This is a genomic window from Eisenibacter elegans DSM 3317 (assembly GCF_000430505.1).
GTDB lineage: Bacteria > Bacteroidota > Bacteroidia > Cytophagales > Microscillaceae > Eisenibacter > Eisenibacter elegans.
Genome location: NZ_KE387153.1, coordinates 339,653 through 355,432, shown reverse-complemented (window position 1 = coordinate 355,432; position 15,780 = coordinate 339,653). Strand labels below are relative to the sequence as shown.

The 15,780-nt window shown below is 50.0% G+C and carries 15 protein-coding genes; 3 read left to right on the top strand and 12 right to left on the bottom strand.

Features of this window, described 5'->3' with window-relative positions; translation table 11 throughout:
* Positions 1-145: 145 nt before the first annotated feature.
* Positions 146-328: a hypothetical protein gene (locus tag G499_RS21920; protein WP_154658485.1), complete on the top strand. Its 183-nt coding sequence runs from the start codon at positions 146-148 to the stop codon at positions 326-328.
* Between the two features lie 158 nt (positions 329-486).
* Here the strand turns inward: G499_RS21920 and G499_RS0115185 are convergent, their stop codons facing one another.
* A complete protein-coding gene (locus tag G499_RS0115185; protein ID WP_081413831.1) occupies positions 487-1,641 on the bottom strand; it encodes a BamA/TamA family outer membrane protein in 1,155 nt (384 codons plus the stop codon).
* A gap of 156 nt (positions 1,642-1,797) precedes the next feature.
* A complete protein-coding gene (locus G499_RS0115180) occupies positions 1,798-2,985 on the bottom strand; it encodes an AIR synthase-related protein (protein ID WP_027000643.1) in 1,188 nt (395 codons plus the stop codon).
* Between the two features lie 178 nt (positions 2,986-3,163).
* On the opposite strand from G499_RS0115180, the gene G499_RS20295 reads away from it, so the two are divergent.
* On the top strand, positions 3,164-4,030 hold the full coding sequence (locus G499_RS20295) for a right-handed parallel beta-helix repeat-containing protein (protein ID WP_051296302.1): 867 nt from the start codon (positions 3,164-3,166) through the stop codon (positions 4,028-4,030).
* Positions 4,031-4,102: 72 nt separating this feature from the next.
* On the opposite strand, the gene G499_RS0115170 is transcribed toward G499_RS20295, so the two are convergent.
* The 5 genes from G499_RS0115170 to G499_RS0115150 form a co-directional block, all read right to left on the bottom strand.
* A complete protein-coding gene (locus G499_RS0115170) occupies positions 4,103-4,954 on the bottom strand; it encodes a pirin family protein (protein WP_027000642.1) in 852 nt (283 codons plus the stop codon).
* Positions 4,955-5,066: 112 nt separating this feature from the next.
* Entirely contained in the window at positions 5,067-6,119 is a 1,053-nt protein-coding gene (locus tag G499_RS20290; protein ID WP_051296301.1) for an iron-containing alcohol dehydrogenase, read from the bottom strand.
* A 4-nt stretch (positions 6,120-6,123) separates the two neighbouring features.
* Positions 6,124-7,332 (bottom strand): 3-oxoadipyl-CoA thiolase, encoded by a 1,209-nt coding sequence (gene pcaF, locus G499_RS0115160; RefSeq protein ID WP_027000641.1) that lies wholly within the window; start codon positions 7,330-7,332, stop codon positions 6,124-6,126.
* Positions 7,333-7,336: 4 nt separating this feature from the next.
* Positions 7,337-8,116 carry a CoA-transferase subunit beta gene (locus G499_RS0115155; protein WP_027000640.1) on the bottom strand — a complete coding sequence of 260 codons (780 nt, stop codon included), beginning with the start codon at positions 8,114-8,116 and terminating at the stop codon, positions 7,337-7,339.
* Between the two features lie 6 nt (positions 8,117-8,122).
* Positions 8,123-8,947, bottom strand: coding sequence for a CoA transferase subunit A (locus G499_RS0115150; protein ID WP_027000639.1), 825 nt, complete (start codon positions 8,945-8,947; stop codon positions 8,123-8,125).
* 239 nt (positions 8,948-9,186) lie between these two features.
* Between G499_RS0115150 and G499_RS0115140 the strand changes: the two genes are divergently transcribed.
* The gene (locus G499_RS0115140; RefSeq protein ID WP_027000638.1) at positions 9,187-10,182 is read left to right on the top strand and encodes a YheT family hydrolase; all 996 of its coding nucleotides are present in this window, start codon (positions 9,187-9,189) and stop codon (positions 10,180-10,182) included.
* Here G499_RS0115140 and nuoK read toward each other — a convergent pair.
* From nuoK to G499_RS21290, 5 genes are all read right to left on the bottom strand, one after another.
* Positions 10,172-10,477, bottom strand: coding sequence for an NADH-quinone oxidoreductase subunit NuoK (gene nuoK, locus G499_RS0115135; RefSeq protein WP_027000637.1), 306 nt, complete (start codon positions 10,475-10,477; stop codon positions 10,172-10,174). The two genes, G499_RS0115140 and nuoK, sit on opposite strands and share 11 nt — an antisense overlap.
* A 12-nt stretch (positions 10,478-10,489) precedes the next feature.
* Entirely contained in the window at positions 10,490-11,377 is an 888-nt protein-coding gene (locus G499_RS20285) for a leucine-rich repeat domain-containing protein (RefSeq protein ID WP_051296300.1), read from the bottom strand.
* Positions 11,377-11,955, bottom strand: a complete 579-nt coding sequence (locus G499_RS0115125; RefSeq protein WP_027000636.1) for an NADH-quinone oxidoreductase subunit J family protein — start codon at positions 11,953-11,955, stop codon at positions 11,377-11,379. Before G499_RS0115125 ends, G499_RS20285 begins: the two co-directional genes overlap by 1 nt.
* A gap of 120 nt (positions 11,956-12,075) precedes the next feature.
* Positions 12,076-12,654, bottom strand: coding sequence for a fasciclin domain-containing protein (locus tag G499_RS0115120; RefSeq protein ID WP_027000635.1), 579 nt, complete (start codon positions 12,652-12,654; stop codon positions 12,076-12,078).
* A gap of 138 nt (positions 12,655-12,792) precedes the next feature.
* On the bottom strand, positions 12,793-15,627 hold the full coding sequence (locus G499_RS21290) for a PAS domain S-box protein (RefSeq protein WP_154658484.1): 2,835 nt from the start codon (positions 15,625-15,627) through the stop codon (positions 12,793-12,795).
* Positions 15,628-15,780: the final 153 nt, after the last annotated feature.

The window sequence follows — 15,780 nt, the reverse complement described above, 5'->3', positions numbered from 1 at the left end:
CACAAGCGCGCACTGCTTTGGGTATAACAGCGACACGCTTGGCTAGGTTCAGTAGCGCAATATTATATCAAAATTGATTTGAGGGTTTTTAGCGCCTTATTCTATTGATTAGCAGAGGAATAAAGCAAACTCATTCTTCAAACCAATGTTGATAGACTATGCTTATTGGCAACAGGTTTCGTTGCAGTTGCTGCATTCACACTTCTCGCAGGTGCAGTTTTCGGTTTTACAATCCTTGCAGTCGCAATTGGGGCAGTTACAGTTGGTGCAAGTGCAGTTTTGGAGTGTTTCTGAGTTTTGCATATCGTCAAGATTTTGGGGTAAATAAATTGCGTTCTATAAAGGAGACGACACAACACCCAAAAAGACGCAAGGCAAGCGCTTTTTTTTGAAAAAATATTCCGCCAATATTGGTTTGGGAAATGAGCGGTAACATCGGTAGCAAACGGTATCGCGCTGAGGTTTTTTCAGCAATATAGCATTAGCCTAAAAAGCTTCTGCAAAGATGATGTAGAGACCGCTGTTGTCGTCTTTACCGACGGCGTAATCTACGCGCACATTGACGCGGTCTTGTTTGTCAATCATCACCCGCAGGCCTGCCCCTACAGCCAAGTTCCAATATTGCCACTGTTGGGTATCAGGCTCAGTTACGCTATGTACATTGCTGAATACTGCTGCGCCAAGGCGTTTCCAAAGGCGGGCGCGGTATTCCAATTCTGCCGTTACGAAGCGTTGTCCACGGTATCGGGAGAGCACATAGCCGCGTGTAGTGTAGTTTACCCCCGTCTGTGGGGAATCGATAAAGGGAACTTCACTGCTGGCAAAATCGCCATACAAGCGAGCCGCAAGGATGTGGTCGAGGCGCTCGAAGAGTTTGCGATAAGCCCGCAAGTCGACTCTAAGGGTATGGTAGGCCAATGTGCTGCCCAGCCATTGAGGATACACATCAAAAGCCAGCTCGGCATACACACCTTGGTAGGGATTTAGGATGTTGTCGCGGGTATCGTAGAGGGTATGGATACCCAACCCAGATGACCGAAAACCTTGGTTGCCTAGTCCGTCGAAAGAGAAAAACTGGCCCACACGCTCAGGTACAATTGGCCAGGGGGGAGTGCTAGTGCTAGGCGCTAAGGGCGACGATTCTACACGGATATTACTTACTTGGTAGTAGCGGTACTGCATCCCCACAAACCAATGCGGCTTTACTTGATAAAGCGCTCGCTCGCGAAAAGTGATGGCCTCATAAGAAATCTGCTCTTCATCTTCAATACTGCTGTTGCCACCAGAGCCATAAAAGTTTTGGGGAAAATACCGATATTCCAACAATCCACTCAAAAACCAATGTTCATCTCGGGTAAAGGTGGCGTGGTCTATGGAGAAGATGCTTTGCTTTTTGGTGGTATATACCCCATACAAAAAAGCATTGGAGTTGCGCGTAGTTTCCTTAGGTCCCAGTCGGTAGTTGAAAGCGATGTTTGCCCCAAAGCCCGCCCCAATGGCAGGGTCTACCTGAAATACAGGCAAGGGCAGCACTGTCAGCTTCCGTTCTTTGGGCGGTATGCTATCCTTTTGGGCAATTGCGTTAAGATGGAAAACACAATAAAGGAATGTGAGGCAAATTAATCGAAAGGAAATTTTCATAATCTAATGGTACAAGGGTGTGCAGTAGTCGTTAGGTGATGATAATGTAATGAAATATACGCAAACGCAAAAATCCTTGTTTGGGTTGTTACGCCAAACAAGGAAGATAAGGTATGCGATGAAACAATAGATTTTTGAGCCCTACCCAGCGGGCAATCAATACACAAAAGTGCCGTTAGGGCTATACAGCGTTACTTGCGCTTTGTCAGCAGCTTCCACACGGCCTACGATTTGGGCTTCAATCTGAAAACTACGGGCGATGTCAATCACAGTCTGGGCGTGATTTTCGGGTAGGTAAATCTCCATCCGGTGCCCCATATTGAAGACCTTATACATTTCTTGCCAAGGGGTTTGGCTTTCTTGTTGGATGAGTTCGAACAGGGGGGGAGTAGGGAAGAGCTTGTCTTTGATGATATGCACCTTGTCTACAAAGTGCAGCACCTTGGTTTGTGCGCCACCGCTACAGTGTACCATCCCGTGGATGTGTGGGCGCAACTGTGCCAATACCTGTTGGATAACCGGGGCATAGGTGCGGGTAGGGGAAAGGAGCATTTTACCTACGTCCAGTCCTTCGGGCAGGGCGTGGCTGGGGTTTTGGAGGCGTGGTTTGTCAGTGAGACGATAGCTGCCGGTGTAGGCAAGATTTTGATCGAGGTGATCGGTGTCATAGCTTTCCGGAAACTGCTCAGTGTAGTAGCGGCTGAGTACGTCGTGGCGGGCGGCGGTAAGGCCATTGCTGCCCATTCCGGCATTGTATTCGGTTTCGTAGCTGGCTTGACCGAAGGAGGCCAGACCCACAATCACATCTCCGGCCTGGATACGGTCGTTGCTGATGACCTCGGTGCGGGGCATACGGGCGATGAGCGAGCTATCAACGATGACCGTGCGGACAAGGTCGCCTACGTCGGCGGTTTCGCCGCCGCTGCTATGGATTTCGAGTCCGTGTTGGCGGAGCATGGCCAGCACCTCCTCGGTTCCTTCGATGAGCGCTGTGATGACCTCTCCCGGGATGCGGTGTTTGTTGCGCCCAATGGTTGAAGAGAGTAGCATTGGGTGTACACAGCCCACGCAGAGCAGGTCGTCTACATTCATAATGATGGCATCTTGGGCGATGCCCTTCCACACGGAGAGGTCGCCCGTTTCGCGCCAATAGAGGTAGGCCAAAGACGACTTGGTGCCTGCGCCGTCGGCGTGCATAATGTTGCAGTAGGCAGGGTCTTGGGCGATGATATCAGGAGTTATCTTACAAAAAGCTTTGGGAAACAAGCCCTTGTCGAGCTTGGCAATGGCTTGGTGTACATCTTCTTTGGAGGCCGAAACGCCGCGTTGGTCATATCGCATCATAAGGCGGTAGGGGTTGCAGTTGAGCCAACAAAATTACACAAATCTGCCCAAAACCCCGTTCGCAGATACAAAAACTCGCTTCGTAATTTTATTGAGGGGATTGGTGAAATAAACGTAACACTAAGGAAATGGCTGCGTATATTGGGTCGATTTTCTCAAAACCTTATCTCAGAAGTATATGTATTTCAAACAAACCTTCGCTTTCTTGCTCTGGATGGCCTTTGGCCTTGTGAGCAGCCTTTACGCCCAGCAGACCGTCAAAGTCGCTACTACCGAAGATTTCCTCAAAGCTTTGGGCAGCAACCGTACTATCGTGATGGCGCCGGGCGATTATGTGCTTTCCAATTTTGAGTACCTTGGGTTGGCCGATTACCGCGAGGCCTATGACGGCTACGAGTTGTTGTTGTCAGACTTCAAAAACCTGACCATCAAGTCTGCCGATGCCAAAAAGCCTGCACACCTCATCGCTGAGCCTCAGTATGGGTATGTACTGGTGTTTGTGGGCTGCCAAAACATCTGCATCGAAGGAGTGCGCGCCGGACACGGCCCCGAAAAAGGAGGATGTGCCGGAGGAGTTTTCTCTTTTGAAGACTGCCAAAATGTAACAGTAAGCAATAGCACCCTCTATGGCAGTGGTACAGAAGGGATTACGGCCAGCAATACCCAAGATCTACGCTGCGAAAACAGCATCATTGAAGAGTGTACCTATCACATAGGCACATTCAGCAATGGCAGTAAGGCTGTGTTTAGTAATTGTACTTTCCGGAAGAACCAAGAGTTTTCGATGATCAACCTGCGCGATGGCTCAACACTTGTGTTTGACAAATGCCGCTTCCTCGATAATACGGCCTACAATGCCGCTTACCCTGATTTTAGCGACCCGGTGTTTGATCACGAGACCGGCAGTACCATCACCCTGAAGGCTTGTATTTTTAAAGGCAATCGTGCGGGATACTTCGCACGCCGACAAGCCGGCATCACATTGGCAAAAACAGACCCTGCTGCTACCAAAAACACTTATGTCAAAGGGCTATATGCAGAGTAACCCCCAAGCCCTCCAAGGATTAAAAACCCTTGGATGGAGCTGTATGAGAGACAGGGCTAAAAAAGGCCTGGATTATTCTTGCCAAACCCCAAACTTACCGGCTTGGTAATCTTGGTAGGCTTGTCGGATTTCCTGCATCGAGTTCATCACAAAAGGCCCTTGAGCTACTACTGGTTCGTTGAAAGGCGTAGCGTGTCCGAAAATCAACAGACTTTCTTCCTCGGCTTCGAGCTGCAAGCCCGTGCCGGTATGGCCAAACTCTACCAAATTTCTAAACGCCACTGACTGTCCGTTGATACGTACTTTTCCACGCACCACATAACAGAAGATACTGCGGTTTTCGGCCACTTCGGTCTGCCAAGCGCTGCCGGCTTTGAGGCTGAGCGTACCCAAAAATACGTCTGTAAGCGGGGTGATTGCACCGGTTTCCCCTTCCCAAGCACCAGCGATATGCTGTATGCTGACTCCTTCGGCCAATTGGCGCACCGGAATTTCTGCTGCCTGAAGGCCGATATATTTCGGTGCAGTCATCTTGTGTTTGGCAGGGAGGTTGAGCCAAAGCTGTAAAATTTCCAGCGGCCCGCCTTCGCGTTTAAACTCTTCTGACGACACTTCGGCGTGAATCAGCCCACGCCCGGCGGTCATCCACTGAACCCCTCCGGCCTTGATTACACTGCGATAGCCTTCAGAGTCTTTGTGCATAATATCCCCCTCGATGATGAAGGTTACTGTCTCCATCCCACGGTGTGGGTGTGGGCCAAAGGGCAGGCCATTGTTATTGCCAGCGTACTCTTGGTAACCGTGGTGATTCAAAAACAAGAAGGGATCTATTTGTTCCAATTGCCGGGTAGGTAGCGGCGAATAGGTAATCAGGTCAGCAATGGGGCGATATTCAGCTTTGTGTATGCGTTTGATTGTTCTCATAGATACTGTATTTGCGTTTTGGTGAGTATAAAACATAAAAGCACTGCCGACACCCAAAAGTGCCGTCAGGATACCAAAGCCAAACCAGCGTTTGACTGTTTTGTGGTTCAATTTAGGATAAATAACCTTCATAAGCTCTTGTCAACAATTGATAAATGGCCTTGTGGTCTGTGGGTGCAGGGTTTACAAATGCCAAGGCGCTGATTTGCGCAGCGGCCTCGGGCAAGGCTTCAGCCGTCAAGCCCAATGATTGCAGCGAAAGCGCTAGCCCCAGCGACTGGAGTTGCTGCCAAAGACCTTGGGCAGCGCGGGTTTCTGGCCAGACCGCGTTGAAGTCTTGACGCACCAATTCGGGCAAATAATCCCATTGATAATCAAGGATATAGGGCAGAAGCGCCGTATGGGTTCGGGCGTGGTCTAGGCCGAAATTGCCGCCCAATACGTGAGCCGCTTTGTGGTGTAGTGCCATTGGCAGCTCACAGAGCGTCTTGCCCCCTAAGTAAGCCCCCATCAACCATTGTTCGTTGGCCTCCTGAGTCTCACCTTTTGCAAATGAACGATACCCTAGCTGGATATGCTGCATTCCCATCAGCGCCTGTTGGTAGCTGAGTGGATTGTTGGGCTGGGCATACAAGCCTTCCACCAAGTGAGCCAAGGCGTTGGTTGCGCTCGTGAGTGCGATTGTTGCAGGCAAAGACTGTGTGAGGGCGGGGTCATATATAATAAGTTGTGGCAATACCACCTCATCACGCCCAACGGTCTTTTTGCCTTCGGTAGAGATGCCATAGATATTGGTCATCTCCGAGCCAGAGTAGGTAGTGGGCGCTGCCCAAATGAGCTTTTTGGTTTCGAGCGCCAAGGCTTTGGCCAAGCCTATGGCAGAGCCACCCCCCACGGCCAAGAGGAGGTCTGTGGTAGCGAAATCGACCAAGGCCAAAGCCTCGGTTACCAGCGTTTTGGGAACGTGTTGGGCGATTTGGTCAAAATGATAAACCAACTCCAAGTCAGGATGGGCTTGTACCCAAGCGGCTAGGCCTTGCTGGCGTTTCCCTGCAATCAGAAAAACACGACTTTTACGGCCTTGGGGGGTGTATTTTTCCAAAGCCTCTAGCAAGGGACTGCCAAAGGATACTTTTGTTGGAAATGATTGGTAGTCAAATTTCATCTGTTTATACTTTTTCTATCACAACAGCATACCCTTGGCCTACTCCCACACACATCGTGGCCAAGGCATAGCGTTTGTTTTGATTTTGTAATTCTTGAACAGCCGTTTGCACGAGGCGTGCGCCCGACATTCCCAGTGGGTGTCCTAAGGCTATGGCACCCCCGTTGGGGTTGATGCGCGGGTCATCGTCGGCCAAGCCCCAAGCACGGATACAGGCCAAACTTTGCGCCGCAAAGGCTTCGTTTAGCTCAATCACATCCATCTGCTCCATCGTCAGACCGGCCTTGGCCAAGGCCTTGCGTGCGGCCTCTACCGGACCTATGCCCATTATCCTAGGGGCTACTCCTACTACAGCGGCACTCAGGATGCGCGCCTTGGGCTGTAGCTGATATTGTGCAACCGCTTCGCCAGAGGCCACCAGCAGGGCAGCAGCACCATCATTGAGGCTGGAAGCGTTTCCAGCAGTAACAGTGCCCCACTCTTTCCGAAAGGCAGGCCGTAGTTTGGCCAGCGCCTCTAGGCTTGTATCAGGGCGGATAAACTCATCGGTGTCAAACAAAACCTCTTCTCCCTTTTTTTTAGGCAGGCGGATAGGGGTAATCTCCTGTGCCAAACGCCCGTTTTGCTGCGCTTGTGCCGCCTTTTGTTGGCTGTGGTAGGCAAATAAGTCTTGGTCTTCGCGGGAGATATGATACTCATCCACAAGGTTTTCAGCAGTTTGCCCCATCGCCTCTGTACCATACATTGCTTCCATCTTGGGGTTGACAAATCGCCAGCCGAAGCTGCTGTCGTAGAGTTGGGCATTGCTGCCAAAGGCTTGTTCAGCCTTGGCCATCACCATCGGCCCTCTGGTCATTTGCTCTACGCCACCGGCAATGAACAAGTCCCCATCGCCACTACGGATAGCACGCACGGCGTGTATTACTGCCGACATCCCCGAAGCACACAGGCGGTTGACCGTTTCTCCGGGCACGCTCACGGGCAAACCAGCCAAAAGCAAGGCCATTCGGGCCACATTGCGGTTGTCTTCACCAGCTTGGTTGTGGCAGCCCAAAATCACATCTTCGATGGCAGCAGTGGGGAGTTGTGGGTTTTTGGCCACTAAGGCTGAAATGACTTGCGCTGCCAAATCATCGGCACGTATAGTCGAAAGCCCCCCTCTGAATTTGGCAATGGGGCTTCGGGTGGCATCTATGATAAAGGCATCTTTCATATCATCAAGCATTAGCAGCGGTTTGACTATGGGCAAGGCGTGTTTTTTCGTTCAGGGTACGCAGGGTGTGCAGATAGTGTGCGTCGGGCGATTCAGTAGTAGCCAAGTGTGGCGCTACTTTCAAATCCCAGCCTGTTTGCGCCCGTACCTCGGCTACCGTTACGCCGGGGTGCGTGTGTGTAAGCACAAACTCCTTGCTCACGGGGTCGGGCTTTAGGATACCCAAGTCGGTGATGATGGCCACAGGGCCTTCGCCCCGAATACCTAAAGCTTGTCGGGCATCCCCTCCATCCAGATACCCGGCAGAGGTAATAAAATCGACTTTGTCTACAAAACTACGGGGGCTTTGGCGCATCACCACCAAGGTTTGGCGGGCGTTGGCCGCAATTTCGGGAGCACCTCCCGCACCGGGTAGCCTTACTTTGGGCTTGTGGTATTCCCCAATGACGGTCGAGTTGATGTTGCCATACTTGTCTATCTGTGCACCTCCCAAAAAGCCGATATCGATTTTGCCGGCCTGTAGCCAATAATTAAAAATCTCAGGCACAGACACTACCATTCGGCTGGTCTCGGCCAGCTCATCATCCCCGATAGACAGTGGTAACACATCAGGACGGGTATCTACCGTTCCCGATTCATAGATCAAGACAATCTCCGGGGCGTGTGTCAGGCGTGCCAAATTACAAGCGGCGCTTGGCAGTCCTATGCCCACAAAACATACCTGCCCGTTTTGCAGCATTTTGGCCGCCGTAATGGTCATTATCTCATCTTTGCTGTATTCCATAAGGTATTAGTGTTGGGGGTTGCTAAGTATTTGTTGCGCTATCCATTGCTGAAAGCCCTCGCGTGAGCGGGCAATCTCATCCCAAGCCAAATAAAAGGCGTTGTTGCGTTTGTAATAGCCCATTGCATAAGAGGGGGCAGCGCCTTTGGGCACAAGCGCCACGTTATTGATAACCCAGTGTGGGATGATGCAATCATTGGCGGAGCCCTCAAACTTGTCTACGATTTCTTCTACCGTAACTACTACTTTTTGGGCTGCTAGCGCTGCTTCTTTCTGCACCCCCACAATACCCCACAGGCGTACATTGCCTTCGCGGTCGGCTTGTTGGGCGTGGATAATGGTTACATCGGGCTGTAGGGCACGCACGGCGGCCAAGCTTTCGCCAGTAAACGGACAGGTTACCCAGCGGATATGTTCGGGGTTGAGCCTTGCTAAGTCAGTACCCAAGAAGCCGCGCAATACGGCAAAAGGCAATCCCGAAGCCCCGGCCTGATAGGCATTGGCCATGGCGGCGTGGCTATATTCTTCGATTTCGAGGGGCTGCGGATAGCCCTGCTCGTAGGCATCTCTGAACCGATGCAGCGAACCTACCCCCGGGTTGCCACCCCAGCTAAAAATGATTTTGCGAACACAGCCAGCCCCTATCAGCTGGTCATACACCAAATCAGGCGTCATACGGATGAGGGTCAGGTCGCGGAGACCCTGCCGAATCAGCTCGTGGGCTGCTGCAAAGGGAATTAGATGCGTAAACCCTTCTAAGGCCAAGCTTTGTCCTGATTGAACATTGGCCGCGATGGCTGCTGAAAGGCTAGTAATTTTGGGACTGTTCATAGGCGTATCAGCGTTAAAAATCAAGATAAATAGAGAGTGACAGGTTTATGAGTTATAACATTAAACGTTTAAACGTTTTTAACAAAAACCTACAGTTTCTTCAAAAGGTTTCCTGCCCAAAGCCCTAGCCAACCCTCGGAGGGTAGCTTTTTGCAAAATCATAACCTAGGACAAGAAAATACTAAGGATTATTTTGGAGGTGGTTTGTTCCAACGGGTAATTTTTAACAAATTTGCGTTATGCCATTACTACCACACTCTGATTATCAGGCCTCTCCGATACTTTTCAACGGGCATTTGCAAACGCTTTTCCCTTCGGAGTTTCGCCGCATCAAGGATGTTCCCTACCGGCGGGAGCGTCTTGAAACACCAGACGGTGATTTTTTAGACTTGGACTGGTCATTGTGTCAACCCAATCAGGGGCGTAGCCGCTCCTTGGTCATTCTTTCGCACGGGCTTGAAGGTTCGTCCATGCGACCTTATGTGTTGGGGATGGCGCGGGCGTTTGGACAGGAGGGTTGGGATGCCCTGGCTTGGAACTATCGTAGCTGTAGTGGGGAGATGAATCGGCTGCCGCGTTTTTATCACGCCGGCGCTACCGACGACTTACACACGGTTATCACACACGCCCTAGGGCTGGGCTACCAACGGATGATGCTGATAGGCTTTAGCTTGGGTGGCAGCCTTACGCTCAAATATGTAGGGGAGCGAGGCCGTAACACGCCTCAAGGTTTGAAGGCTGCTATTGCATTTTCTACCCCTTGCGACTTGGCCTCTAGCTCCAAGCGCCTCTCCACCAAGGCAAATTATGTGTATTTGAAGGTTTTTTTACGAGATTTTGCCCAAAAGGTGCGCCAAAAGGCCGCATTGATGCCCGAAGCCATCGACCCCAAGCTGATGCAAAAAGTGCGGACTATCGAAGATTTTGACAATTATTATACCGCGCCGCTCCACGGCTTTGCCTCTGCGCAGGATTACTACCGCCAGTGTAGTGCGAAGCAGTTTTTGGAAGGTATCCGTATTCCGACCCTGATTGTCAATGCAGCCAACGACCCATTTTTAGCCCCCGAATGCTACCCTCAGCAGGAAGTGGCTGCCTTGTCGGATGTTTTTTTGGAGATGCCCCAAAAAGGCGGGCACTGTGGGTTTGTACCTGCTCAGGCTCGTGCCAAGCAATATTGGTCGGAGCAACGGGCGTTACGGTTTGTACAAGAAGTACTAGGAGCTAACCTTTGAGTTGGTGGACTTCGTCCAACCAAACTGTGCGATAATAGCGGTATACCCTGATGACGATAGCAAGGCCTACACTGATTTCGGCGGCGGCCACCACGATGACAAAAAGGGCAAAGGTCTGGCCCTGTAGGCGGACGGGGTCATACTGGCTGAAGGCCACTAGGTTGAGGTTGGCGGCGTTGAGCATCAGCTCAATACCCATCAGTACAACGATGGCGTGGCGCTTGCTGACAACGGCCAATACGCCCGCACTAAACAAAAAAGCAGAGATGTAGAGAAAATAACTTACCGGAATCATCATTGTTGGGGGCTAATCACGTTGGGCTTCCCACTGAATGCGGGTATTAGGGAGTTGGATTTGAAGTCCGCGTTGGGCTTCGGCAGGGATTTTGGGCTTCCACCAAAAGAGTAGTTCGAGCTGGGGCATGCGCCCTAGCACTTCGGGGAGCTGCCGGAGGGGGTTGTAGCTCAGGTCGAGGCGTACCAACTGGGGAGTATCGGCCAAGGTGTGGGGCAACTCTCGGAGTTTGTTTTTGTATAAATGCAATTCGGTTACGGCTTGCCATCCGCCAAGATCTGCCGGTAGGTGGTCGAGTTTGTTCTTGCTTAGGCGAATGCGCCGGAGGGTTTGCATTTGCCCTACACAAGAAGGGATGTAGCGTAGTTTGTTACCATAGGCATAGAGTAGGGTCAGGCTATCAATTTGACAAATGTTAGAAGGCAACTCCCTCAGGCGGTTGTAGCCTACCTGTAGGGTGTGTAGCTTTTTGAGCTGGCCAATGCTTTCGGGCAGCTCCCGCAGGCGGTTGCCATAGACATCGAGTAGTTCGAGCTTGTGCAATTCGCCCAAACTATTGGGCAAAGCCCGCAGTTTTTTATTGCTCGAAACAATCAGTATCCGCAAGTTGCTGAGGCGGCCAATGCTTTCGGGCAGCTCCCGCAGGCGGTTACCGGAGAGGTTGAGTGTGTGTAGGTTTTTGAGTAAGCCGATGGTGGCAGGGAGTTCGCGCAGGTCTTTTTTACTCAAGTTCAAAATCTTGACAGCCTCAGGGTTGGCCAAGGCCTCTGTTAGGGAGGTATAAGTAGGGTCTTTTTGCAAAAACTCCATCCGCTCGCGCACCTCGTCGAGATAGCCTTGGGCGGGTAGTGTGGCTGCCCACAGCATGAAGCAAAGACTGAATATTGAGAATCGTTGCATTAGTCTTGAGAATCTGTTTTGGTAGGATGAGCAGCGATGACAGCAGCACCCACAAGCGCCACCAAGAGGATGAGGGCTGATACTTCAAAGGCCAACAAGGCGTAGGTCATTAGTTGGTAGCCAAGGGCGGGCGTGGTTTGGTAGGTAGCCGGAAGGGGACGAGCGACAGCTTCTTCTATCCAAGGGCGGTGCTCAAAATCGGCCAAATGAATAAGGTAGGCCAATCCTGCAAACAGCAACAAGCTCAACAACACCCCCAACCAGAGGCCTCTTGCCGGCGACACAGGGCCTTCGGCAGGCTTGACAATGCGCTCGTGTAAGAGCATTTGTAAGCTGTCGGGGGCTTTGTGGGTAAGCATAATACCAAAAATCAGCAAGACCAAAATACCTCCTACATACACCACCAACTGTGCTACGGCGATAAACTCAGCGGCGGCTAGGGCATAAAGCGCAGCAATGCCCAAGAGCGCACCCAAAAGGGCGAAGGCGGCATACAAAAGCTGGCGGGTAGCCAAGACTACCAAGCCCGAACCGACCGTCAAGGCGGCAAAAAATGCAAACAAACCAAGGAGTAGCATACGCAGAATAAGGCTATCAGTATGATTGAGCAGGCTAAGGTAGCAAAAAAATAATGATGGAAAAACAAAAAACCCTTCCGAAGAAGGGTCTAAAATGCTAAATTTTTATGTTTTTAGCAATTATTGAGCATTGGGTGGCAAGATTACGGCATCGATGATGTGTACTACGCCATTGAGGGCTGTTACGTCGGCAGCAGTTACCTTGGCTTTTTGGTTGAGTTGTACACCGTCGGCAGTATTGATGGTGATTTCAGCGCCATTGAGTGTGGCGGCTTTTTGGTTGTCGGTTAGGTCAGAAGACATTACCGAACCTTGCACTACGTGATACTTCAAGATATTGGCCAGTCTTTCCTTGTTTTCGGGCTTTAGCAGTTCGTCAAGGGTTTCGCCAAGAGCAGCAAAAGCTTCGTTGGTAGGAGCAAATACAGTAAAGGGGCCGTCACCTTCTAGGGCTTCTACTAGGCCGGCGGCTTGGAGGGCAGCCACTAGCGTAGATAGTTCAGGGTTGCTCTGCGCCAAGGCTACGATTGCCTTTGGAGCTTCTTCCATTGGAGCCACTTCCTCTTCTTGTGGTTCCATCTCGGTTTCGGTCAGTTCGCTGTCTTGGGCTTCGGTTTCTCCACCGCCGCCACAGCTAGTCAACAATACCAAGGGACTGATAAACAGCGCAATAACAAATGAGAGCAGGAGCTTTTTCATAAGCAACAAGTTTAGTTTGTGTAAGTGTGAACAATATGTTCTTGTACAATAAACAACTTGCTTGCGGGATTGTTTTTTTTCGCCTTGGTTTTGTGCTATGCAGCTTATTGCCTTAGGCAGGCAAATACCAGCTCGGAGTTACTCCGATGATTTTTGCACTTGCTGTAGTTCTTCTTCCTTGGCTTTAAGTTCTTTGCGCAACTCGGAGCGGGTTTTTTCCAGTTTTTCGATAGACTGTCGCTGTGTTTTTACTTGCCGTTGTAGTTTGTCAAACTCCTTTTCTTTCTTGCGAATTTCGGTAAGGTCTTTGGCAAACATCGCCACTCCATTGACTGCACCCTGAGCATCAGTAGTGGGGTAGAAAGTCATCTCATACAACGAGGCTGTATGGGTGCGGTAGTTGTGTATAAATTCTTCGATGCTAAACTTTTCGCCATTGAGGCAACGTTGATATAACTCCTCAAACTCAGTGGTTTTGTTTTTGGGGAATGTCTCACTGATAGGCAAGCCGTTGGCCAATTGAATACCCATATCTTCATAGGTTGCACGGGCCTTTTCGTTGAAGCCGCTGATAAGCAGTTGGCTGTTCATCGTGATGATGATTTCATCGGTGTTATTGATGATGGCCCGAAGGTTCGACTCTTTCGATTCAGTCTCTCTTTGGCTGGCGATGATGGCCTTTTCAGCTTTTTTGCGTTCGGTAATATCAATGATAAATTCAATGATTTTGTAGGGCTTACCGTTGTTGTCCAAGATGGGGTTGAAGCTACCTTGCAACCAAACCTCTTCCCCATATTTGGTAATACGGCGCATTTCGGCAGAGTAAAACTCGCCGCGCTGCAATCGCGCCCAAAGCTCTTTAAATTCTTCGCTTTCAGCTTCTTCAGGAGGGACAACAAGGGTATGAGGCCGTCCTACTAGCTCTGCTTTGGTATAGCCCATAATCTGGGTGAAAATCTCATTGACTTCCAAGAAGTTGCCCTCTACATCAAACTCTACTACAGCATTGAATCGGCGGAAAGAATCAAGCTGTTGTTGGAAGTCGAGGCGAGCGTTTTTCTCCAGTGTTACGTCAAACCCTGCTTTAATGACCTTGTAGGGCTTGCCGTTTTTGTCATTGATGGGAGAATAAGTAGCCCGTATCCACTTCTCCATACCGTTGCTAGCTAGGCGTTTATAGGAGCCAGAGGCTGGCTTACCATTTTTGAGCAAGTCCCATATTTCTTCAAACTCGCGTACGGCATACTCATCATAAGCAGGGATAAATGTTCGGTAATCGCGCCCTACTAGGCTTTCTGCCGATTCCTTGATACCCATGGTATCCAAAAACAACTTATTGACCGTGATGATACGCCCCTGCATATCCAGTTCGGCGTTGATGAGTGTATTTTGGAGGGTATAAGATTGTGCCGAGAGGATTTCTTCGTTCTTACGCATCTCTTCTTGTGCACGCTGAAGTTGTTCGAGGTTGCGTGCCATTTCGCGCTCTTGTTCCTGCATTTGTAGCGTAATGGCATTAGACTCTTCGAGCAAGGCCTTGGTGCGTTCGTTAGACTGGGTGCTATTCAGGGTAGCGGCTACGTTTTCGCCTAGGCGTTCCAAAAACTCTATCTCATAAGGCTTGAACTCTTGGAAAGAGGCTAGTTCGATGATGCCGTAAGCTATTTCATTGATTTTCAGTGGTATGATCAGCAGGCAGCGTGGGCGCGCACCACCCATACCCGAGCTGATTTCGACATAGTTCTCGGGGATTTCGGTTAAGTAGATGGTATCCATATCTTTATAAGCTTGGCCAGCCAAGGTCTCACCTATATCGATGCGTTTGCTACGGTATTTGCGCCTTTCGTAAGCGTAGGCTGCCGCTAAAGACAGGTGTACATCCTGAGGGTCGTCGCGATTGACCACAAAGAGTGCCCCTTGAGTAGCATTGGTGTACCGAACGATATTGGCGATAATCTCATAGGCGAGGCGTTCGGTGTTGTTGTTATGTGTTTGTAAGATTTCGGCAAACTTGGCCAAGCCTTCCGTAACCCAAGAACGCTCTCGTTCTTGGGAGGCTACTTGCTTCATCCGCTCACGCATTTCGATGAGGGCAAGCGCCAGCGTATCGCTTTCTATGCTTTCGTCGCTGGTATATTCTACATCAAGATTTCCTTCTTCAATTGTGCGGATAAAGTCCGTCGCATCCCGAATCTTATCAATCAGTCGGTTGAGCGCGTCGCTAATCAACCCTACTTCGTTCTCTGTCTGTAAGTCTATTTTGCGGCTCAGATCTCCGTCGGCAATCAATTCGGCTACAGAAGTTACCCTTTTGAGTGGCAAGAATATCAGCCAGCGCAACAATAACAAACCAAAAGCAATAAAACCTAGGTTGATCAAGAAAAGCACCAAGAGAAGGTTGTTGGCATTGTCTTTTTTCTCTTCCGAAATTTGGCTATAACCGCGCTTAAACTTGTTGCTGGCTACGGTCAGTTCTTCGAGTAGGTTTTCGAGAGTATTGAGCTGGTTTTGCATCGAAGGATTGGGGATAGATATAATCCCACTCTGGATAAATGCCGGAGTACGCCGGATTTGCTCTATTTGTTTTTTGAATTCCTTCCAAACCTTATAAATCTCTGTTAGTGAACCCGTAAGATTAGGGTCGCAGGGCGGAAGCTCGTAGCTCTGCCGATTAAATTCATAAACACCACCTTGATTCAAGATATTGAGATTCAGGTCGATACTGTTGGTCGCTTCATCAATAGCAGGCCGCACACTGGCCTTATCACGAGCCAGTTGGTTGGCATACACTACCAATTGGTTGGCCGTGTTGATGTTTTGGTCTACCGCCTCCAAAAGTATTTGGTATTTCTCCAAACTGACAAAATAGCTACCTGTTAGGATATAACTGGTAGTAATCGTAATGAGGAAAAAGTTGAAAAACAGGGCTGTACGAATACGTGCCGAGTTGCGTAGTCTGAGTCTTTGTGCCATAATGGATGTGCCTACAGGTTTGCAAAAGAGAAAGACTGGGGCTTGGGGAAAACTTTTGCCAAGCCAAGCCTGTTTGCTTTGGTAGCGGCTCACTTGCTTGTGTAAGCAAATATAAGGCTTTTTTTAGCTTTATGACCGTGAGCTATTCACCTT

What these genes read in the sequence shown, in the direction of transcription:
- G499_RS21920 (WP_154658485.1), top strand. Translation starts at nt 146, where the DNA reads ATGTTGATAGACTATGCTTATTGGCAACAGGTTTCGTTGCAGTTGCTG.
- G499_RS0115185 (WP_081413831.1), bottom strand. Translation starts at nt 1,641, where the DNA reads ATGAAAATTTCCTTTCGATTAATTTGCCTCACATTCCTTTATTGTGTT.
- G499_RS0115180 (WP_027000643.1), bottom strand. Translation starts at nt 2,985, where the DNA reads ATGATGCGATATGACCAACGCGGCGTTTCGGCCTCCAAAGAAGATGTA.
- G499_RS20295 (WP_051296302.1), top strand. Translation starts at nt 3,164, where the DNA reads ATGTATTTCAAACAAACCTTCGCTTTCTTGCTCTGGATGGCCTTTGGC.
- G499_RS0115170 (WP_027000642.1), bottom strand. Translation starts at nt 4,954, where the DNA reads ATGAGAACAATCAAACGCATACACAAAGCTGAATATCGCCCCATTGCT.
- G499_RS20290 (WP_051296301.1), bottom strand. Translation starts at nt 6,119, where the DNA reads ATGAAATTTGACTACCAATCATTTCCAACAAAAGTATCCTTTGGCAGT.
- pcaF (WP_027000641.1), bottom strand. Translation starts at nt 7,332, where the DNA reads ATGAAAGATGCCTTTATCATAGATGCCACCCGAAGCCCCATTGCCAAA.
- G499_RS0115155 (WP_027000640.1), bottom strand. Translation starts at nt 8,116, where the DNA reads ATGGAATACAGCAAAGATGAGATAATGACCATTACGGCGGCCAAAATG.
- G499_RS0115150 (WP_027000639.1), bottom strand. Translation starts at nt 8,947, where the DNA reads ATGAACAGTCCCAAAATTACTAGCCTTTCAGCAGCCATCGCGGCCAAT.
- G499_RS0115140 (WP_027000638.1), top strand. Translation starts at nt 9,187, where the DNA reads ATGCCATTACTACCACACTCTGATTATCAGGCCTCTCCGATACTTTTC.
- nuoK (WP_027000637.1), bottom strand. Translation starts at nt 10,477, where the DNA reads ATGATTCCGGTAAGTTATTTTCTCTACATCTCTGCTTTTTTGTTTAGT.
- G499_RS20285 (WP_051296300.1), bottom strand. Translation starts at nt 11,377, where the DNA reads ATGCAACGATTCTCAATATTCAGTCTTTGCTTCATGCTGTGGGCAGCC.
- G499_RS0115125 (WP_027000636.1), bottom strand. Translation starts at nt 11,955, where the DNA reads ATGCTACTCCTTGGTTTGTTTGCATTTTTTGCCGCCTTGACGGTCGGT.
- G499_RS0115120 (WP_027000635.1), bottom strand. Translation starts at nt 12,654, where the DNA reads ATGAAAAAGCTCCTGCTCTCATTTGTTATTGCGCTGTTTATCAGTCCC.
- G499_RS21290 (WP_154658484.1), bottom strand. Translation starts at nt 15,627, where the DNA reads ATGGCACAAAGACTCAGACTACGCAACTCGGCACGTATTCGTACAGCC.